Source organism: Halobacillus litoralis (assembly GCF_004101865.1).
In the GTDB taxonomy this organism is placed as follows: domain Bacteria; phylum Bacillota; class Bacilli; order Bacillales; family Halobacillaceae; genus Halobacillus; species Halobacillus litoralis_A.
On record NZ_CP026118.1, the window covers coordinates 667,148 to 687,555 of the forward strand.

The following is a 20,408-nucleotide window of genomic DNA, read 5'->3' on the forward strand; positions in this document are numbered from 1 at the left end:
TTTACAGGCCAGCGCTCATAAGGACTTCTCCTTGAGGGGTCTGACTATTTGGTCCAGGTTCTTTTGAAATGGCGACAGCGTCCCATTCTCCCCCTTCCACATTTTCCAATTGCTGCATCGGAAATGCTACAGCCCCTTCACCGTTTTGGTTCGATATAAAGGAACCGGCTGGATAGGGTTGATCACCTTTCAACAACCACACTTGATAGACTTCATTCTGTTCAAGCGGTGTAAGATTCTCTGCTTGGACGACCAGCAATTTTTCTTCTTTATCATCAAGCATAGCAGCTGTACCACTCATTGAGTTGTCTTCACTTTGCAACTGGACACGTTGGAGGACCTGATCTTCCGGCTCTTCTTCACCAGGATCTTCATCCACCGGTCCTGCGACTTCATTTTCTGACTGAATGATCGTATAAATATTTCCTGCAACGGACAATAATAATGCTGCAGCTAAGGCAGGTACCATCCATGGACGTTTTCTTTTATTTTTCACAGGTACGGAGACTACATTGTCTTTATCCTTATCTTTTTCAGGTGTTGTCTCATGCTCCTGATCATCTTCTGACGGCTGCTCTTCTGCAAAAACATTTCCTAACACTCGATCTTTCATGGAAGAAGGGGGATCGACAGGATCAGCAGCAAATGGCAAGTCTGCAGTCAGCTCTTGCAATTCGGCTAACTCCTCTTTACAGTCATCACAACTTTCCAAATGGCGCTCAAATTCTGATTTCTCTTGTTCTGTAAGTTGATCGTTGAAATAATCAATGACTTTATCGCATTCGTTATGCATCATGGATGCCCCCTTTCTCCCTGATTTGGTGTAACTCTTTTCGTAAATGCTTCAACGCAAGTCTCAATCTCCCTTTAACAGTTCCTAATGGCAGCTCGCATTGTTCTGCGATTTCTCTATGTGCCATCCCTTTGAAGTAAAAGCAGTCGACCATCTGCCTCTGTTCATTAGAGAGCTTCTTCACCGCCTGGCGCACGGATGCCCCTTCTTCCCGCCATTCAGCTAAATTTTCTGTGGAAGGTGTTTCCTGGTGAACTTCGTCACGCTCTTCCTCAAAAGCAACGGTGTTCTTTTTCCTTTTTCTTATTAGATCGATACAAGTATATCGAGTGATGGTCACGATCCACGAGGAAAACTTCCCTTTTCCCTCTTCGTAAACTGCTTTTTTGGTCCAAATTTTAATGAAGACTTCCTGCAATACTTCTTCGGCTAGTTGCGAATCCCCAGAAAGCTTGATGGCAAATGAGTAAAGGAGTTTTTCATATTTTTCATAAATCTCCTCTAAGGCTTGTTTATCGCCATGCAGCATCTGGTGATATAATTTTTGATCACCCTTAGTCATAGCATACTCCTTTAGTTGGTTGGTATTGATATCGTAGCACACAAATGTTTCGTGCTCGACTATTTGAGTGGGTAAGCAATCTATTCAGCTATCGGATATTCTTTTCATTTAGATCACTTTTTACAATAATGAAAAAGTTGAACATCAGAATTATTATTGGAAAGGACTTATCGTGAGAGAAATGGAGCTGCTAGAGAGAACTTCATTATGAGGAGGAGTTTTAAACAAAATGAAGAGAGGTCCAAATAACTGACATGGTTAAGAGCAACCTCTCATTATTAAGGAGAGTTGCTCTTATTTTTCAGTGGAGGAATTATTCTATAGGAACTTTACCACCATTATTGATTTCCCACATTTGAGGCACCGTAACAAATTGATAACCAAGACTTTTCAGAAGAGGTATAAGCTCGTCTACCGAATCCACTGTGCCGCTTAAATCTTGTGTCCAATGTCCGGCATTATGCATTAATATAATCGCTCCAGGGTGTATTTTACTAATTACCTCGTCCTTTATAGATTCTTTTCCAGGGGCTCTCCAATCCTGCGTGTCAATTGACCAGCCAATTCCTTTATAATTCAAATTCCCCAGCATCAAAACCTGCTTTTCATTCAATGCACCATACGGAGCTCTAAACCAATGGCTTTCTTCCCCTGTTGCTTTCAGGATTTGTTCCTGGGTTTTTGATATTTCCCATTCCATATTCCGAATATTTGATTCTGCCAAGTTAGGGTGCCAATACGTATGATTCCCGATTGCATGTCCTTCAGCTGCGATTCTTTGTGCTACACCGGAATGTTTGGCTACCCGTGACCCCATTAAGAAAAAGGTGGCTTTTACATCGTGTTTCTTTAAAATATCTAAAATTTCAGGCGTGTAGCGTTGGTCTGGCCCATCATCGAACGTTAAAGCTATGACTTTTTGTTGTACCTGCCCTTGATAGAGCATGTATTCAGGGAATTTTATCTGTAAAGGATAATGGGATGAAGCTGCATGTGAGGTTATAGGTAGATTACATAAGAGGAGCAGGATAATTCCCAAAGAAATGAAAGCAAGACGCAGCATGGATACCACTCCTTTTCTTTTTAGTCTTTGTCATTATAGTGCCCTTCGCTAAAACCAAGTATTCGTTTATTAATTGTATATAGGTGTATAGCATTTAAAGAAATTTTACTTTTATCATCACCAATTAAAAAAGCTGAAAGCACCTTTGTGCCTTCAGCTTTTTATGGTATTTCTCTTACTAAGGTAACAAGCGTGGTGCGTGGCTTTTATCACAAACGAAACTGTCGGGGTAATATCAGTCTGCTTCCTGGAAAATGTGGAAATTCAGCCAAGCTTCGGCATAATCGACCGCTTCCTGTATGGAGAACAAGCGGCATTCAGCTGATCCTACCTGCCCTTTTGTCACATGCTTCACTTGTTCAAAGGCTTCTCCAAGGGATTGGAACCGCTCTTCCTGAAACTCAATATCCTCAAATTTTTGCCAGACCCGTTCGCCATCCTTAAATACTGGCGCTCCTTTTATAACTGTCTTTTGGTCGGGAATGCGATATTCCGCCAGGTGAAAACAAGTACAGGCATCAAAATCAGAACCAATGAAAAGCACATGGGCGTCCATGTCATATAATCTTTGCAATGGTGATTTCTCGCCGAGGCCGAATTCTGCAGAGTGTTGAGTGAGGATTTCATCTTTATGTTTCCCCCAGGCAGCAAAGGAATACAAAGGATGGGTACTCCTGCTTACGTCTGGAAAAGTACGAAATACTTCAACGACTTTCCCCATCCGACTGGCAGGTGTGTAATCTGGATGATAGGCAGGCATCGTTTCGAGGATCTCTGGCACCCATTCTTCAGGGACAGGAGGTTGACTCCAATCAGTGGGATCTGACATATCATCCGATTGAGACGGCATGACAATCGTCCCTTCTTCTGTAACGACATCCATCAGCGCCAGATTCACTGCTACTGCTCCCCCGTTGACCCAACCTAGTGAAGATAATGAAGAGTGAACAAGCACGGTACTTCCTTTTTCCACTCCTAGCTGAAGCAAGTCATTTCGAATGGATTCTCTCGTTCTCAATTCCTGTGACATGGTATCCTCCTAACAAAAACATTCGTCATATCAATTTTAACATAAATATCCATTATTCCTGGTGAAAAAGCACGGGTAAATGATAAGGTACAAGGGGAGATTAAACAGCTTGGACTCTACAAGAATGCGAGTGAGTTTTTTTGTACGGATCGGTTACCCATTTTTATAATGAATCATCCAAAATTCAACTTACTTGAGGAAAGGAATGAGTCTGTTGTTGAATGCTAGTAGAAATATCTTATCTGTCCTTATACTTTTTATCGTTGCATTTGGATTGATTACGAAAAACTTCCTCCTGATGCCATTGATGATGCTGTTCTTGGGAGGGTTGATGCTGGTCATGGGTGTGGAGCAATTACAAGCGAACAAAGAATCGATGGGTTATCCCTTTGTATTCGTCTCTTTGCTATGTTTTTGTGCTTCCTTTCAGATTTTCACCATGAATTAACAGCTTAATACCAAACCTACATAGACCTAAGAAGAACCAGTGAAAATAGCTAAGGAAAGTGGGAACATGCGGAGTTTTGCTTGCCTCTCCGCTCCTCTTTTGAGTTGAACCGATGATTTTTCATAAAAAAAGGCTTCGAGTTGAAGATGACTCGCAGCCTTTCTATCTTTCACCATCAGCTTAAACAGTCCTGGAATCAGTACTCCTGTCCCTTGAGAGACATCCTTCAGACGGCTTGCTGATAAACCCGTTCACCATCTGGATGCAACTTATAATAAAGCGGATAGGCTCTCGTGTAACAAAGCTGGATTACGGGACCAAGGAACAACATTGGTGCAACCGTCCCTAACCCGACGGGTCCTCCTACAAGCAAGGCAAGGGAGGTCATGATCACCGCTACCACGGTTTGACCTGATTGGATACTTAAGTTGAAGCGAGCACTGACAGCTAAGAACAATTGGTCGACAGGTGCACGTGGAAATTGCGGAAGAATATAGATGGCCACTCCCAATCCGATGATCGCTACTCCTGTAAACAGTGCCATTACTTGTAACAGAAATGGTGCTGTTGATAAATCCACATTCGCAAAAACGATTTCCAGCCAAAAGTCTAAGATCAGACTTTCTAAAATCACGGGAACGACAGCCCGCACCTCCGGCAGCTGCTTCATTAATTTCGCGTTAATGAATATGATGACCAGTTGAAATGCCCCGTACCAGAAACCTACAGTAAAACCGAGGTGATCGGAAACTCCTATGAAGAATGATGTCCAAAATCCAGCGCCTAAAGTAGCATTGATCAATAGCGCAACTCCAAAGAAGTTGATGAGCATCCCAACCAAGTAAACCACGGAACGATATAGCATGACGAACTCCTCCCTTCCATAAAAAAAGTGATCACGTCAGAGACTTTTCTCTGAATCGTGACCACATTTTATTAGCGATTATTTTGTGCGTCAATCGAAAAAACTCATCAAAACCGATGGGATATTTCTCCACCTCAAAAAATACTGAATCCCTTACCAGCACTGGGATATAGAAGCATTATCTTCCAGAACATTTTCATTTGTTAAACCATTATTTTTGAGGTTCGCTTAAGTTCAACTTTTTAATTAATGGTTTTAAAGTCAATCCCTGCACGATCAAGGAAAACAGGACGACTGAAAACGTCAGGAGCAACACCTGGTCTCTTCCGCTGAAATCCATCGGCAAGCTCAATGCAAGAGCAACCGATAAACTTCCTTTCAACCCGCCCCAGTTGATCAGTATTCTTTCTTTTGATGTCAATTCCTTGACCCAACCTGTTCCAATGTAGACGGCAAGTGTACGACCGACAAGGACGATTGCGATGGCTGATACAATATAGCCCCAGTTTCCGGCTAAGTCGATATTTCGAATCTCCAGACCGACCATCAGGAATATCAAGGCATTGGCAAGCAACGTGATCGTATCCCAGAATGAATTAATATTGGTCTTCGTTTCTTCCGACATTCCGATCTTAGCTCCGTAGTCACCGAACATGAAACCTCCGACAACGACTGCGATAACACCTGACGTATGAAAATGCTCCGCAATGAAATAGCTGCCGAAGAATAGGAGTGCACTGAAGGCGATTTCCAAAGGGTAATCATCAAAAATGCGGATGATCTGGGAGAAAATATAGCCGAGAACGAGACCAATCAGTGCTCCGCCGAGGGCGAATTTCAAAAATAGTAACAATCCGCTCCCAAGTCCTGCCCAGCCCATTTCGATGTAAGATAGCAAATACACACTGGCAATCGTGAAAAGGACAACAGCGATCCCATCATTGAAAAGAGACTCCCCTTCCATGACGGTTGTCATTTTTTTAGGAACTCCTAATGATTTAAAAATTGATAGCACACTGATCGGGTCGGTTGCACTCATAAGCGCTGCGAACGTAAAAGCAACTGCAAGAGGCAGACCCAGCAGGAAATAGGCTGCTGATCCAATGGCAAGCGCTGAAATGAATGTACCGACGAAAGCGAGACCCAGCACCGTTTTTTTACGCTGAAAAAGCTCGTGAAAAGGCAGTTTCAGTGTTGCATCACCTAGTAATATCGGAAGGAAAAGCGAGATGATGGTCGCCTGGAAGACCTCTGATTGAGTTATGTACCTCTCCGCTTCCTCGATAAGCGGAAGTTCTGTCATTCCAAGCACTAGTCCTACAAGGACCAATGCAATAGAGTCCGGTTCCTTCAATAGTTTTGCAATAGCGATGACCGATACGGATACTGCCAAAAGTAATAAAATTTGTATGAAAACCTCGTGGAATCCATGCATATCCATCCCTCCATTCTAGAATCACTTAATTAGTCATTCCCTAAATGTGGTAACTCTACGCAGCTAAAAAGGAAACTAATGATAGGATTCTGAATTAAAAACACCACTCAGGAAACTGAGCGGTGTTTTGATTATTCAGGGGCAAGTGTCAATTCTTCCCCCTCGAACCCTTCTGTTTTGGTAAGGTGATAACTTCCTTCTACCCAATCATCCAATTGATCATGATACCATTCACTTCGGAAGTGCCCGGACTGGCCAGGGCCGACCACATGATAAGCTTCCTCCGTATTTTCCATGTCTATCACAAAACGCCAGGATGCCCCGTGATTTACAAGCCCATCACTTTTAAATCCGGCTGCCCGGACCGTCACACGGCTGCCGCTCACTGGTGAAGGTTCCCCCGCATTCAGAAAGCGTTCAAGAAAACCGATGCTCGATAACGGGTGAGTAAACTCGACCGCATGATAGTCTCCCCATGTCCATGCTGTAGGGTCATCGCCAAACTCTTCCGATATTTCTGCAATCGTACTCTTGAAGGAATGTGTCATCAAAGCCTTGATTCCGCCAGCTTTTTCGACCCATAAAGACTCCTCTCCTTTTCTCACCTTCCGCAGCAACTCGTCCGTCGTTTGTCCGGAACCTTCAAAAAAGCTGCGCATCTCTTCAGAAATTTCTTCATCGTAAAGTTCATCCTGTAAAATACCCATCCAGCGGTGGAATATCAGTGGTTGAGCGAGGTCACGATCATCTTCAAAATTCCACTCTTTCATGAGGGCTATGCTCTCTTTTTCCAATTTCGTCTTGTCTTCATTCACTTGGGCGATCATAAAGTTCAGAAACTCTTCAGCTTGCAAATTTTTCACATCCATTTGCATGGCTTGAAAATCGTCTGGAGTAATGGAATCATTTTCACCTAACATCTCTTCAATACGCTGGTATCGATAAGGTTGTGCCCAGTTATGACTGATATGATATGGGTAATCTTCTGAAGTGATTTTATTGTTGGCTGTCGCGACAAAACCAGCCTCTGGATTCACGACCTCAGGCAGTTCATCAAAAGGGATAAACCCATTCCATTCATCTTCAGCCTCCCAGCCTCGAAGGGGAAGCAAGGCGTCATCCGGCTGATCATAGATCGGGATGCGTCCATTCGCTTTATAGGCAATGGTGCCATCCTTGCTTGCAAATACAAAGTTCTGGGCAGGTGCCAGGAACTTCTCCAAACCTTGTTCAAACTCCTGCCAATTCGACGCGCGGTTCATTTCAAGCACCGCTTCAAGTTCTGTAGTCGGATCGAGTGCTGTCCATCTGAGTGATAAAACAGTCTCCTCCCCACTCTTTTCTGCGAATTCACTGATGACTGGTCCGTGCCTTGTCTCTAATACTTCCATCTCAACTGGATCACTGTCTTTCACTTGTATCGTTTCGTTGATGACATCCGCTTCTTCCCACTCATCTTCATATAAAAATTCGTTGTGGTTATCAGGGTTTCTTTTTTCCATATAAAGCTGCTGGACATCTGGACCAACATTTGTAACGCCCCAGGCTATATCATCATTGTGGCCGAGAATGATACCAGGGACTCCGGCAAAGATGACACCAGAAACCTGATACCCGGGCGCCTGCAGATCCATTTGATACCAGATGGAAGGTGTCGCCATTCCGAGATGAGGGTCGTCCGCAAGCATCGGTGCTCCAGATTCCGTACGATCTCCACTCACTACCCAATTGTTGCTGCCATTGAACTCATGAGGGAGGACAGCATCGCTTAAACTTTTCTCAATATCAACAGGAGCTGCATCGGACAGTACAGTCGGAGCATTCTCAGGATAGGTCGGGAATAGTTCGTATGCTTCCTCCTCAGGAAACTCCTGGAGCAAGTGATAGTTGAATGCTTGACGTTCCCAGTGCCCACCGAGATCGAAAGCCATATATTTCCCGATTGTCAGCGAGTCGATCGGCTCCCACGGCTCAGGATCAATCCCCATCATCGCGAATTCCGGCGGCAGTGGGTTTTCTTCAATAAATGCATTGACGCCATCTGCAAAGGCTTCTAAGCTCTCAAGTGCTTCATCAGAATATAAAGAGAGTGATTTTTCCGCTGCCCTTCGCAGACCAAGGGTTCTAAAATAGCGATCTTGCTCCAGAGTGCTTTCCCCTACTACTTCACTTAAACGTCCAGAAGCCTGACGGCGTGCCAATTCCATTTGAAAAAGCCGGTCCTGTGCTTGCACGAAACCCTGTGCCATGAACAAATCTCTTTCATTCGCAGCTTCCAAATGTGGCACACCTGCTTCATCCCTAGTGACCTGCACCGGAGCATTCAAACCATCCAACTTTACCTCACCAGAAGTTTCGGGAAGACTTCGATTTATGTAAACGTTTACAAAAATAAAGGCAGCTGCCACTAATATCATGATTATTCCAGCCGTTAACCAAGCGACCTTTTTCCATCTACGCGTCCCCTGCTTCTCATGGTCGATCTTTCTTGCAGTTTCCATCCCCTCACCCCTTCCACTTGATTCCCTTTATTATATCGTAATTTTCAAAAAATAGGATAATTTGTTCACACCTGTTAATGATTAGGTGAAAAATGAAACGGGTACATATATGAATGTGTTTTACTTTGGAGGTGGATATAATGGAAAAAATAAAAATCAGTAATACATCAATGGAAGCCAGCCGTATCGGACTCGGAACATGGGCGATTGGCGGCTGGATGTGGGGTGGCACGGATGAAGATCAATCCATCAAAACCATCCACTCCGCATTAGACCAAGGAATAAATTTAATTGATACAGCGCCAGTCTATGGTTTTGGACGTTCGGAAGAAATCATCGGTAAAGCCGTGGAGCAATACGGACGGCGTGAAGACCTTCTGTTAGCAACGAAGGTGGGTATGGACTGGAATGAGGAAACACCCTTCCGAAATGCCAGCAAAGAACGCATTCACCAGGAAGTCGAAGATTCGTTAAAACGCTTGAAAACCGATTACATCGACATCTATCAAGTCCACTGGCCGGATCCAGTAACACCGATTCATGAAACAGCAGAAGCTTTATCTTATTTATATAAACAAGGAAAAATCAGAGCCATCGGGGTGAGCAACTTCTCACCAGAACAAATGGACATTTTCCGTGAAGCAGCTCCATTGCACACTTTGCAGCCCCCATACAACTTATTCGAACGGGATATCGAATCCAAGACACTGCCATATGTACAAGATCATGACATTACGACCATCTCATATGGCTCTCTTTGCCGCGGGCTTTTATCCGGAAAAATGTCTTCAAACCGTGAGTTTGAAGGAGACGACTTGCGTAACAACGACCCTAAATTCCAACAGCCCCGCTTCATGCAATACTTGAACGCAGTACAAGAGCTCGAACAACTTGCCGAAAACCGATTCGGAAAAAGCGTTCTGCATCTAGCATTGCGTTGGGTCTTAGATCAACCCGGCTCAGGCATCGCCCTAATGGGAGGACGCCGGCCAGATCAACTGAACCCGCTTAAAGAAGTAGACAACTTTACAATTGATGAACAAACAAGACATGACATTGACGAAATACTGCTGAAACACATCAACGATTCCATCGGTCCAGAGTTCATGGCCCCACCAGACCGCCAAGAACTCGGATTGAAGTGATTTTAAATGTGGAGGCGGCCTGGGAGACACGACAAGCATAAGACAAACAACGGAGTGGAGCGCTTTTCCTCCACACCGTTGATTGACTTATGACCTCGAGTGTCTCCCAGGCCGCTGGAACTGGATAATATTAAATGTGGAACCCCAACCGCTCTCTTGGATGAAGAGGGCGGTTTTTAAATGACGAACTTTTGGCTATATGGAGCTCTTTCTGGAGAAAATAAGAATGCTTGGAAAATAGAATTCTCTATAAATAAAAAGTTTAGAAACTTTTACCCTTGTCAATCGTATATGGAAAGAGTCGTAATCTTAGGAGGTTCATGCTTATGGAAATATTAATATGGGTCATCATCATCGCTTGTTTCATCGCAAGCTTTGCAAGCGTCATTTTCCCGATCATCCCTGCACCACTTGTGCTTTGGATCGGTTTTCTGGCATACTTTTTCTTTATAGATGGCAGTGAGCTTTCGATCTTCTTCTGGATTGGTGCTATTCTCCTCACCGTTTTATTGATCGTATCTGATATTATTGCAAACAGTTATTTCGTCAAACGTTACGGTGGAAGTAAATGGGGCGAACGTGCAGCAGCCATCGGAGTTATCGTTGGTTCATTCATCATTCCGCCGTTCGGGATCCTCGTTATTCCATTCGTTCTCGTCATCATCGTAGAACTGGTACAAAAACGAGCATCTGAGGACGCCTTCAAAGCAGCAATAGGTTCATTATTCGGTTTCTTGAGCGGAACCGTAGCCAAAATCATCATCCAGTTGATCATCATCATATGGTTCTTTCTGGAAATTTAGATATCAATAATCGCTCCCGACTGCAAATTTTGAATCAAAAGGGCGAAAAGACGAACGCATCCTTCACTTGTCATTTGACGAGTGAAGGATGCGTTTTGTTTTTCCATTACTAATATTCTTCTAACAAAGATCGAATAGACTCATTGAGTTGGTTTACATTCACTTCATCCACTCTTTCCCCGTTCAATTGATATTGATTCTTCAGTTTAAGGATTCTCTCGACACTTTGATTGATCCGCTCTTCTGATATTTCCCCTCTTTCTACGGATGCTGTTAAAGCATTGATGACAGCTTCCACTTTCTTGTAATCATGGGCAACAAGAATGATATCACTGCCCGCTTTCACCGAATCCACTGAAGCTTCCTCTAGGCTGAAATTGTTAGTAACGGCTTTCATTGTCATATCGTCCGTAATAACAATTCCCTCATAACCCAGTTGTTCACGGAGCAGCCCGCTAATAATTTTTTCTGACATGGAAGCAGGCAATGTTCGATCTAGCTCAGGAAGCAATATGTGTGCGACCATAACTACTTCGGCCCCTTTTTCAATGGCATTTTCAAAAGGAATAAGTTCCAGATTCTTCAGTTGTTCTAAACTTTTACTGACCTGAGGAAGCTGAAGGTGAGAATCGACAGAAGTATCCCCATGTCCTGGAAAATGCTTGATCACTGGGATGATTTGTTGTGACTTTATTCCTTTCATTTTTTGAATACCCAACTGGCTCACAACTTGAGGATCACCGCTAAATGACCGATCGCCGATAACGGGATTGTCCGGGTTGCTATTCACATCCATGACAGGAGCATAGTTTAAGTTAAACCCGAATTGTTTTAATTGTTTGCCGATGATTTCCCCTATACCATATGAAAATTGCGATGAACCTACGTTACCGACCGCCCCATTCGTGGGTAAGTCAAGTAATTGGCCAGGAAGCCTCGAAACACTCCCGCCTTCCTGGTCGATACTTAGAAAAAGTGGTGTTTCATTTACTTCATTAGCGTCTTTCATTTCATTCACGAGTTGAACGGTTTGCGAAGGAGATGCCACATTGTCTGAATAAAAAATTAAACCTCCGACCTTCTGATTACGAATTAAATCTTTGGTCTTTTCATTTATTGTGGTTCCCGTAAATCCAGCAATGATCATCTGACCGATTTTTTCCTTCAGACTCATAGATGATATTTTATCCTGCACATCATTCTGCGGTTCTGTCACAACGGAGATATGATCCACTGGAGGGTTTTTCTCATCGTTGGTGGGCTTCTTCAAAACCCATTTCAACTGGTAGGTTTGGTTCATTGGATAGATGAGTATGATTTGATCGTGACTGTCATCTTTGTAATAGTTCACCTGATCCGGTTCACCCTGCACTTTTTTTATGTCGTTCAAGTGAATAGTCGCTAAAGATTTTCCTGAATAGCGAACATCAAAAATTAATCCATCGCTATATCCGATACTCATTTGTTGATCAGGATAAGCTCCGTAGTGGCCACGTGAAGTCTGTGTAATTTGTTCGGGTTCTCCCCATTTACTTTTGAGGCTGTCCAGTTTCGTTTCCCCTGCTGTGACTGAGGACCCGGGCACTTTCCCATCCTTAGCTTGCTGGATGATATTGTTCACGTCAGTCGCGGGCTCTATCTTCTCTTCGTCTTGCTCGTTTTGCGTATCGTCGGCATTAGACTCTCCCGTATTTTGTGGCGAATCATTAAAATACAAGAGAAAAATTGTAAGTAATAGTGTGAAAAATAATGCTATATACAAGAACTTTTTCATCTTATGGACCTCTTTTCCTATAGTACATTCGGAAAGTCTCATTTGTAGTTTCTTCTTCTCTCTGGAAACCATTCCCCATCTTGGGTATTGTGTCCTTTTTATACTCTAGCGTACGAGAATTATTTACACCCATTCATTTAATACCAGATCATTTAATACCAGATCATTTAATACCAGTTCATTTGCTACTATACTTAAAAGATAGCATTGTAATACCTCGAATTCAAACTATCCTACCCCCGAATTAACTAACTAGCTTGTTATGTTTGCAACAAATCTCATGTGAGGTAAAATGGAATAATGGGAAGAGTATAAATGGTGATCATTTTGAAGAATAGAAAAGGAGTGGAGCATATGAACAACAGTCAATTCGATAAAATTAAAAACGGCAAGGGTTTCATCGCAGCACTTGACCAAAGTGGAGGAAGTACTCCAAAAGCATTAGCAGAGTACGGTGTACCTGAAGATTCTTATTCCGGCGAAGATGAAATGTTTGATCGGGTACACCAAATGCGTACCAGAATCATTACATCCCCTGCTTTTGATTCCGACCATATCCTTGGCACCATTCTTTTCGAACAAACAATGGATCGCGAAATCAAGGGCAAATATACTGCTGAATATCTTGCTGATAACGGCATCGTCCCTTTCCTTAAGGTAGATAAAGGACTGGCTGAACAGGAAAATGGTGTCCAGCTCATGAAACCGATCCATGATTTGGATGACACACTGAGCCGTGCCAACGAACGGAAAATTTTCGGCACCAAAATGCGCTCTGTCATCCATGAGCCAAACCCAAGCGGAATTAAAGAAGTAGTGGACCAGCAATTCGAAATCGGGAAACAAATCCTGTCTTATGACCTCGTCCCGATCATCGAACCAGAAGTTAATATCCACAGTGAAAACAAGGAAAAATCTGAAGAGATCCTTAGAGATGAAATCCTTAAAAGCTTGAACGGATTATCAGCAGACCAAAACGTTATGCTGAAGCTTTCCATTCCTACGAATGCCAATACTTATAAAGAATTAATTGAGCATCCGCGCGTGGTACGTGTCGTCGCTCTTTCCGGCGGGTATTCCCGTGACGAAGCGAATGAGAAGCTGAAAGAAAATCATGGACTGATTGCAAGCTTTTCCCGTGCTCTGGCTGCTGACTTGAATGCAAATCAATCAGATGAAGAGTTTAACCAAGCATTGAAGAGCGCTGTCGATTCCATTTACGATGCCTCAGTTAATAAAAAGTAAAGAGTGATTGAATATTTGGGAATTGAAAAAGGGTACGTTTACGACATGTAAACGTACCCTTTTCTTATGAAACGAGAATTTTCACTTTGATAAATAGATGAACATCAATTTTTCGCTCTCACGACGATTCTTTTGCAGCTCGAACTGATAAGCCGAATCAAGTGCGACCCATCCCTTTCAAGAAATGCATCATCATCGTGATACTGCGATTAATCTCAGGGTCTTTCAGCGCTTTAGCCAGATCAAGAAAAGATGTTTTCTGTTCTGTGCCTTCTCCTTCCATTGCTTCCATACCATTGTTCAAACGGGATGCGAGCTCCCTCATTTCACCGACATTGATTTCTCCTAACAGAAAAACCAGTTCTGGTAGATTCCTCAACAATGGTTCATATTGATCTTTATCTATTTCCTTCACAACGTTCGCCAGGGCTTCGTCTTTTGACCTGGTAAAAGCTGTAACCATATCAAGGGTACCTTCTTCATCAAGGGCACGCAGCAGGCCAATGCCTTTCAAAATCGCCTCTTTATTATCAGCGACAGCCTCCTGGACTTCCTGCATGTCTTTCTCTCTCTGCTCTTCTTTCGATAGTTCATACCTTTTTATGGAGCTGATGGCTTTTCCCATTACCGCTTCACCTCACTGCCGGGGAATACGTAATCTTCCCGCTGCCATTTTTTCTTCACTTGCACACTCACTTGCGGTACTGGGTTTCCGCGCCGATGATTATTGTGTGGAATCGGGGATTTCCCTTTCTTCTTCAATACTTTCATTTTAACGGCGATTTCTTTATAGGCAGGGGTGTTACTGTCTTTATCAACCCGGTTGTCGGTCAAATAGTTGATCGCTGATTTCCCATCCCCGTTCAAAGGAAGATAAAGCTCTTTTCCACTTACCCGGTCGGTAACGGTCACAATCCCTGTCGCCTCCCCTGCATCTGATATCAATTTGACTTCAGCGCCTTCCTCGATTCCCCGCTCTTTGGCCAATTCCTGTGATACTTCTATGAATGCATTCGGTGTTTTCCGGCGGATGCCTTCCGATTTGTAAGTCATGTTACCTTCGTGAAAATGCTCCAGTAACCGTCCGTTATTCACATGAAGGTCATACTCTTCGCTCGTATCATACATCAGCTCAAAGTCTAAAGGATACAAGCGCGCCTTTTTATCTTCAAAAGGGAACCCTTCTGTAAATAGGAGTGGTTCATCTGTGCCGTCTTCAGCTACAGGCCACTGCAAGGATTTGTACCCTTCCAAACGATCATACCGGACACCAGCGAATAATGGGGCAAGTCCGGCAGCCTCCTCCATGATCTCAGAAGGATGGGTGTATCCCCAATCGAAGCCTGACTCTTTCGCAAGCAGCTGAAGGATTTCCCAGTCGGGTTTGGTGCCTTCTAACGGCTCAAAACTCTTGTACATTCGCTGAATTCTCCGTTCAGTGTTCGTGAACGTACCCTCTTTCTCCAAGCTTGGAGAAGCAGGTAGTACGACATCCGCGTATTGAGAGGTATGTGTCAAAAACAGATCCTGGACGATGAACAAGTCCAGCTTTTCTAAGGCTGCTGTTACGTAATTGATATTCGCATCGACGATTCCGGTGTCTTCCCCCATCACATACATTGCTGAAAGGTCGTCGTTGTGTATGGATTCGATCATTTCATGGTTGTCCATGCCCGGTTCTTTCGGAATTTGGACGTCCCATGCCTTTTCGTATCTGCCACGGACTTCATCATCAGTCGTTTCCTCATATCCCGGGAAAAAGTTCGGCATGCTTCCGAAGTCGCTGCACCCTTGTACATTGTTATGACCACGGAGCGGGTAGGCCCCAGTGCCAGGCTTGCCATAATTGCCAGTGATCAGCAAAAGATTACTGATCGCTGTACTCGTATCACTGCCAAGCATATGCTGGGTCACACCCATCGCCCAGCAAATCGCCACCTTCTCTGTTTTCGCAATCTCTTGGGCCAGGGATTTCAAATCTTCTTCAGCAATGCCGGTGAGATCAGATGCGTATTCCAATGTGAACGGTTCGAGACTTTCACGGTATTCATCAAAACCGTTGACCCACTCTTTCAAAAAGTCTTGATCCTCCCACCCTTGATCAAGGATGTATTTCGTTACAGCTGACAACCAGACAAGATCAGTACCCGATTTCGGTTGAAAGAACCGATCGGCCCGTTTAGCCATTTCGTGTTTTCGCAAATCAAAGACGAACAATTTTTGACCGAAAAGTTTTTGAGATCGTTTAATTCTGGATGCGAGCACCGGGTGGGATTCAGCTGTGTTCGAACCGATGGTCAGGACAAGGTTGCTTGCAGCGATATCATCGATCGTTCCTGAATCTCCGCCATACCCGACCGTTCTGAACAGTCCTTTTGTTGCCGGAGCCTGACAATAGCGGGAGCAGTTGTCAATATTATTGGTCCCAATAACTTGGCGGGCGAACTTCTGCATCAAATATGACTCTTCGTTCGTGGCTTTGGAAGAAGAGATGAAACCAAGATGATCGGCTCCTTTTTCTGCCTTGATTTCACTCATTCGCTCCACTACGAAGGAAATCGCTTCTCCCCATTCTACTTCTTCAAAATGATCGCCACGGCGAATGAGCGGTTTAGTCAGTCGCTCTTCACTATTGACGTAATCCCAACCGAATTTCCCTTTGATACAAGTGGAAATACCGTTCGCTGGTGATTCGGCGTTCGGCTCAACCTTCAGGATTTGACGCCCCTTCGTCCAGACATCAAACGTACAGCCGACACCACAATAGGTGCAGACCGTTTTTTTCTTATCGATCCGCTCTTCGCGCATCGACGCCTCCGTATCGGAGACCGCAAACAATGGTCCATAACCGGTCTCGACTTTTTTCGTCAATTGGATCATCGATTTCAAAATTCCTGGTTCTTGATCCGTCAAAAAGCCTGCCTCTCCTTCCATTCCTGTTTCCATCATGGCATTACAAGGACAGACAGTAGAACATTGGCCGCAATTTACACATGAGGACTCATCGATGGGGACATCATTATCCCAAATGACCCGTGGTTCCTGGCGTTCCCAGTCGATTGTCAGTGTTTCATTCACCTGCACATCCTGGCAGACCTCCACACATCGGCCACATAGGATACACTGGTCAGGATCATAACGGTAAAACGTACCAGACTCATCTTTATCATAGCTAGTGGGCTGAAAAGGGCGGGATTGGTGCTCTAAACCGAAATCCGCCATCGTATTATGAATCTCACATGCCCCATTGTTGTAGTCGCAAACCGTACAATACAACTCGTGCTTCTCTAAAATCCGGTCCAGGGATTCTTTCTGTGCTTTATGTACATGAGGTAGTTTCGTCTGGACCTTCATTCCTGCCTTTACACTCTGGCCGCAGGCACGTACTAACTCACCGTCTACTTGGACGATGCATGTATCACATGTTTGTATCGGTCCAAGTGATTCGTCATAACAAATTTGTGGAATCTGTTCGTCCGCCTTATTGATCAAGTCCAATAAATTCTGATTTGGATCAGCCAAATACTCTTTTCCATTAATTGTTACTACTGTGTGTTCATTCAAGCCGTTGACCTCCTTGGACAGGTGCCTGGACCCGTCTGTGATGTGTGTAGACATTCATCCTTTGTCCCCGGGTGAAACCGACAGCGGTGATGTTCAAATCCTCGGCCAACTCCAGTGCCAGATCTGTAGGAGCAGATTTTGATAACAGAAGACCAAGTCCTATTTTGGAAATCTTCAAAAGGACTTCAGATGAAATCCGCCCACTGAATAAAATCACTTTCCCTTTGCGTTTCACCTTCTCTTTCAATAGATAACCAAATAATTTATCAAGCGCGTTATGACGCCCGATATCGGCGTAAGTTTTCAACAGTCCCTCAGGCGAAGCTATAGCTGCTTGGTGTACCCCACCTGTCCGTTGGAACATCCCCGCCTCCAATTGGAAACTCTCCATCAAGTCATAACATTCCGAGGGAGTAATGGTAAAAGAGTCCATGATCGTCTTTGCTGTGGTGGCATCATTTTGAAAATAAAACGCACGACTTTTTCCACAGCATGACCCAAGCCATCTCTTTTGGACGTCTGTACGTATCGGAATATCCTTGGAAGTTTGCGTATAAGCAAAGCCACGGTCTTCGTCTATCGTCAATCGCTCGATTTCCTCATATGTACGGATAATTCCTTCCGATGCGAGGAAACCGATGACAAGCTCTTCTAAATTCATTGGTGTGCAGACCATTGTGGCAAATTCCTTGTCATTGACCACCACCGTCAGTGGGTATTCTGAAGCCACTTCATCATCCACTTCCTGGTGAACGTCATGATCGTAGCGTTGAATTTTCCAGGACCGGGTAGTCATTCGTCCACCTCCTTAACCTATAAACAGGTTATCTTTCCTTTCCCTTTTTCCGGTCATGACAAACGCCTGTCCACCAACTAGGGTGCCAGGCGCATACTGGTTTAACCAGCCTTTTGATCATAAGGTGTTTCTACTTCCTCTATTTTTACAACTTCTCTTTCTTCGTCTTCAGTTCCTTCCTCTACATCGAATTTTTCTAATTCTTCTTCCATACCTGTTGCGACTTGTTCTAAATCCTCTGCCAGCATATTCAACTGCTCCATTGCCGCATTACTTTCCTGGACAGAAGCGGAAACTTCTTCAGAAGCCGCAGCCGTCTGCTCAGTGATCGTGCTGATTTCATCAATCGTTCCGACTAGATTATCTTTTTTCGTACTCATCGATTTCATGGAACGGATGATTTCATTGATTGCCGTCACACTCTCAGATACATGCTGGAAGACATCATCGAAAGATTCTTCGGTTTCATTGACCGACTGCTCCTGGTCTTTCACCACTCGCCCCGTATCTTCAATCAATTGCACAATCTGTTCCGTACGGTTTTGCATTTGATCGATCATTTCAGAGACATCTTTCAGGGCATCCTCTGATTGCTCGGCAAGCTTGCGTACTTCTTCAGCAACGACTGCGAAACCTTTGCCTGCTTCGCCTGCTCTAGCAGCTTCAATGGCTGCATTCAGTGCAAGCAAATTGGTTTGCCCGGCAATATTAGATATGGTACTGACGACTTGATTGATATTTTCAGAGCTTGTTTGCAAGTCTTCAATCGAGTCTTTCATTTCATTTGTCATATGATTCGTTTCTGTTGAATGTTTGCGCAAGGTGGATACAATTTGTTTAGCCTCTTCTGAGCGATTCGCCAAATGATCAGATTTTTGTTTTAATTGCTCACTCTGTGAAACGACACCGTTGATCGTATCAGACAGCGCTTTAGAAGATTCCACACTCTCATCCATCCGCTCTGTTTGATGCTGAGCACCCGTCGCGATTTCCTGGATCGCCCTGGAAATTTCATTGGAAGCGGCTGTATTTTGCTCGGCATTCGCCAGCATATTTTCCGCCGAATCACTTACAAGGCCAGAGGAAGATTTCACTTTTTTCAACAACGATTGAATCGAATCGGTCATATGTTGAAAGTCGTTGGAAAGATCACCGATTTCATCCGAACGGTCCATTTTGGCATGAATGGAAAAGTTCCCTTGTCCTGCCTTGCTCATTAACTGCTGCAATTGCTTAATCGGTTTAGTAAGATGACGCGTCAGCATGACAGCAATTAGCAAGGATATTAAAATGACGACAATCAATACAATGACGATGGGCAGAAGGATCTGACTTGCCTGCTGTTGAAAGTCAGAGACGTTGACAATCCCCATCATCTTCCATCCAGTCTGCGGGTTTGTAGCAAATGCGGCTACTTTTTTCTCCCCGTCCTCAGTGAACTCATAAGATCCTTGTTCACTAGAAGCAATGGCCGAATAATACGGAGTTCCTTCAGCACTTTCACCAATCATATCCTTGTTTGGATGGACCAAGAAGACACCTGTATCACTGACCATCACGCTGTGGCCGGTTTCACCGATCTTCACATCATCAACCATCTCGAACAATGTCGTCACAGTGAAATCGATGGAAAAGACACCAGACACATCTCCTCCGCTCTCAATCGCACGAGCGGCGCTTACGACAGTGTCCCCAGAGGCTGCATCTACATATGGCTCCGTCCAAATGACTTCCCCGAGGTTTTCCAAAGACTTTTCATACCATAGTCTAGTCGTGGGATCGTAATCATCAGGAAGCTCCGTTTTCGGATAAATAAGCATGTCCTTCGTCGACTGCTCTCCCATGTAAATATTTAAAATCGATGGATTCGATGCTCTCGTTTGCTCAAATTGATTGAAAATCTCCTCTTGATTACTCGACGGATCAGCTAATAGCGGATTTTCCGCATAGCGATCGACGTTATGACTGATCGTATTGAACATCGTATCAAACGAATCACTCATTGAACCCATTTGACGTTCGATATTTTCTGTCATCGTTTCCGTTGTATTATTCAAGCTGAACCAATAGCTTGTGGAAGCGACCACCACACCTGTCAATAAGATCAAAAATAAAAATGGAAATAAGAACTGGCGCTGGATACGCTTTGTGAAAAAACGGTTCACACTCCTGAAAAACTTCATTTGATATCCCCCTATGTTTTCTATCTATCTATTATTTCGGAGATAATTCAGAATATTAAATATCTTGGTGGATTTTTTTAAAAGAAATATAGACAAAGGAGAGGATACTCCCTGATATCCCCAAGCTTCCACCTAAAAAACCAAGTGTGCGTTCCCCTATGTGATCAAGCAAGTATCCAGCAGCAACCATCCTCAAACCGA

General features: G+C 43.9%; 16 protein-coding genes. 4 read left to right on the forward strand and 12 right to left on the reverse strand.

Annotated features, from left to right (window positions below):
- Window position 1: 1 nt before the first annotated feature.
- The 4 genes from HLI_RS03360 to HLI_RS03375 all read right to left on the reverse strand — a co-directional run bounded on the left by HLI_RS03360 (window position 2) and on the right by HLI_RS03375 (window position 3,448).
- Window positions 2-793 carry an anti-sigma factor gene (locus tag HLI_RS03360; protein ID WP_241655928.1) on the reverse strand — a complete coding sequence of 264 codons (792 nt, stop codon included), beginning with the start codon at window positions 791-793 and terminating at the stop codon, window positions 2-4.
- Window positions 786-1,355, reverse strand: a complete 570-nt coding sequence (locus HLI_RS03365; protein WP_128523081.1) for an RNA polymerase sigma factor — start codon at window positions 1,353-1,355, stop codon at window positions 786-788. The genes HLI_RS03360 and HLI_RS03365 overlap by 8 nt, the downstream gene beginning before the upstream one ends.
- Window positions 1,356-1,668: 313 nt before the next feature.
- Window positions 1,669-2,418, reverse strand: a complete 750-nt coding sequence (locus HLI_RS03370) for a polysaccharide deacetylase family protein (RefSeq protein ID WP_128523082.1) — start codon at window positions 2,416-2,418, stop codon at window positions 1,669-1,671.
- A 235-nt stretch (window positions 2,419-2,653) separates the two neighbouring features.
- The gene (locus tag HLI_RS03375) at window positions 2,654-3,448 is read right to left on the reverse strand and encodes an AAC(3) family N-acetyltransferase (protein ID WP_128523083.1); all 795 of its coding nucleotides are present in this window, start codon (window positions 3,446-3,448) and stop codon (window positions 2,654-2,656) included.
- Window positions 3,449-3,653: 205 nt separating this feature from the next.
- Between HLI_RS03375 and HLI_RS03380 the strand changes: the two genes are divergently transcribed.
- The gene (locus HLI_RS03380) at window positions 3,654-3,896 is read left to right on the forward strand and encodes a DUF3953 domain-containing protein (protein WP_128523084.1); all 243 of its coding nucleotides are present in this window, start codon (window positions 3,654-3,656) and stop codon (window positions 3,894-3,896) included.
- A gap of 226 nt (window positions 3,897-4,122) precedes the next feature.
- Here HLI_RS03380 and HLI_RS03385 read toward each other — a convergent pair whose 3' ends face one another.
- The 3 genes from HLI_RS03385 to HLI_RS03395 form a co-directional block, all read right to left on the reverse strand.
- A complete protein-coding gene (locus HLI_RS03385) occupies window positions 4,123-4,761 on the reverse strand; it encodes a YczE/YyaS/YitT family protein (protein ID WP_128523085.1) in 639 nt (212 codons plus the stop codon).
- Between the two features lie 211 nt (window positions 4,762-4,972).
- Window positions 4,973-6,196 (reverse strand): cation:proton antiporter, encoded by a 1,224-nt coding sequence (locus HLI_RS03390; RefSeq protein WP_128523086.1) that lies wholly within the window; start codon window positions 6,194-6,196, stop codon window positions 4,973-4,975.
- 131 nt (window positions 6,197-6,327) lie between these two features.
- Window positions 6,328-8,697 carry a penicillin acylase family protein gene (locus HLI_RS03395; protein ID WP_128523087.1) on the reverse strand — a complete coding sequence of 790 codons (2,370 nt, stop codon included), beginning with the start codon at window positions 8,695-8,697 and terminating at the stop codon, window positions 6,328-6,330.
- Window positions 8,698-8,837: 140 nt separating this feature from the next.
- On the opposite strand from HLI_RS03395, the gene HLI_RS03400 reads away from it, so the two are divergent.
- On the forward strand, window positions 8,838-9,842 hold the full coding sequence (locus tag HLI_RS03400; protein ID WP_128523088.1) for an aldo/keto reductase: 1,005 nt from the start codon (window positions 8,838-8,840) through the stop codon (window positions 9,840-9,842).
- Between the two features lie 326 nt (window positions 9,843-10,168).
- Window positions 10,169-10,645 carry a DUF456 domain-containing protein gene (locus HLI_RS03405; RefSeq protein ID WP_128523089.1) on the forward strand — a complete coding sequence of 159 codons (477 nt, stop codon included), beginning with the start codon at window positions 10,169-10,171 and terminating at the stop codon, window positions 10,643-10,645.
- A 109-nt stretch (window positions 10,646-10,754) separates the two neighbouring features.
- Here the strand turns inward: HLI_RS03405 and nagZ are convergent, their stop codons facing one another.
- Window positions 10,755-12,419, reverse strand: coding sequence for a beta-N-acetylhexosaminidase (gene nagZ, locus HLI_RS03410; RefSeq protein ID WP_241655929.1), 1,665 nt, complete (start codon window positions 12,417-12,419; stop codon window positions 10,755-10,757).
- A gap of 354 nt (window positions 12,420-12,773) precedes the next feature.
- Here nagZ and HLI_RS03415 point away from each other — a divergent pair, with 354 nt between their 5' ends.
- Entirely contained in the window at window positions 12,774-13,664 is an 891-nt protein-coding gene (locus tag HLI_RS03415; protein WP_128526805.1) for a fructose bisphosphate aldolase, read from the forward strand.
- 157 nt (window positions 13,665-13,821) lie between these two features.
- Here the strand turns inward: HLI_RS03415 and HLI_RS03420 are convergent, their stop codons facing one another.
- From HLI_RS03420 to HLI_RS03435, 4 genes are all read right to left on the reverse strand, one after another.
- Window positions 13,822-14,289 carry a helical membrane plugin domain-containing protein gene (locus tag HLI_RS03420; RefSeq protein WP_128523091.1) on the reverse strand — a complete coding sequence of 156 codons (468 nt, stop codon included), beginning with the start codon at window positions 14,287-14,289 and terminating at the stop codon, window positions 13,822-13,824.
- Complete coding sequence (gene fdhF / locus HLI_RS03425; protein ID WP_128523092.1) at window positions 14,289-17,228, reverse strand: formate dehydrogenase subunit alpha; 2,940 nt, start codon at window positions 17,226-17,228, stop codon at window positions 14,289-14,291. The genes HLI_RS03420 and fdhF overlap by 1 nt, the downstream gene beginning before the upstream one ends.
- Window positions 17,221-18,024 carry a formate dehydrogenase accessory sulfurtransferase FdhD gene (gene fdhD, locus HLI_RS03430; protein WP_128523093.1) on the reverse strand — a complete coding sequence of 268 codons (804 nt, stop codon included), beginning with the start codon at window positions 18,022-18,024 and terminating at the stop codon, window positions 17,221-17,223. The genes fdhF and fdhD overlap by 8 nt, the downstream gene beginning before the upstream one ends.
- A 101-nt stretch (window positions 18,025-18,125) precedes the next feature.
- On the reverse strand, window positions 18,126-20,207 hold the full coding sequence (locus HLI_RS03435) for a methyl-accepting chemotaxis protein (protein ID WP_128523094.1): 2,082 nt from the start codon (window positions 20,205-20,207) through the stop codon (window positions 18,126-18,128).
- Between the last annotated feature and the right edge of the window lie 201 nt (window positions 20,208-20,408).

Coding starts and splice junctions, on each gene's coding strand:
- HLI_RS03360 (WP_241655928.1), bottom strand. CDS start 793: ATGCATAACGAATGCGATAAAGTCATTGATTATTTCAACGATCAACTT.
- HLI_RS03365 (WP_128523081.1), bottom strand. CDS start 1,355: ATGACTAAGGGTGATCAAAAATTATATCACCAGATGCTGCATGGCGAT.
- HLI_RS03370 (WP_128523082.1), bottom strand. CDS start 2,418: ATGCTGCGTCTTGCTTTCATTTCTTTGGGAATTATCCTGCTCCTCTTA.
- HLI_RS03375 (WP_128523083.1), bottom strand. CDS start 3,448: ATGTCACAGGAATTGAGAACGAGAGAATCCATTCGAAATGACTTGCTT.
- HLI_RS03380 (WP_128523084.1), top strand. CDS start 3,654: ATGAGTCTGTTGTTGAATGCTAGTAGAAATATCTTATCTGTCCTTATA.
- HLI_RS03385 (WP_128523085.1), bottom strand. CDS start 4,761: ATGCTATATCGTTCCGTGGTTTACTTGGTTGGGATGCTCATCAACTTC.
- HLI_RS03390 (WP_128523086.1), bottom strand. CDS start 6,196: ATGCATGGATTCCACGAGGTTTTCATACAAATTTTATTACTTTTGGCA.
- HLI_RS03395 (WP_128523087.1), bottom strand. CDS start 8,697: ATGGAAACTGCAAGAAAGATCGACCATGAGAAGCAGGGGACGCGTAGA.
- HLI_RS03400 (WP_128523088.1), top strand. CDS start 8,838: ATGGAAAAAATAAAAATCAGTAATACATCAATGGAAGCCAGCCGTATC.
- HLI_RS03405 (WP_128523089.1), top strand. CDS start 10,169: ATGGAAATATTAATATGGGTCATCATCATCGCTTGTTTCATCGCAAGC.
- nagZ (WP_241655929.1), bottom strand. CDS start 12,419: ATGAAAAAGTTCTTGTATATAGCATTATTTTTCACACTATTACTTACA.
- HLI_RS03415 (WP_128526805.1), top strand. CDS start 12,774: ATGAACAACAGTCAATTCGATAAAATTAAAAACGGCAAGGGTTTCATC.
- HLI_RS03420 (WP_128523091.1), bottom strand. CDS start 14,289: ATGGGAAAAGCCATCAGCTCCATAAAAAGGTATGAACTATCGAAAGAA.
- fdhD (WP_128523093.1), bottom strand. CDS start 18,024: ATGACTACCCGGTCCTGGAAAATTCAACGCTACGATCATGACGTTCAC.
- HLI_RS03435 (WP_128523094.1), bottom strand. CDS start 20,207: ATGAAGTTTTTCAGGAGTGTGAACCGTTTTTTCACAAAGCGTATCCAG.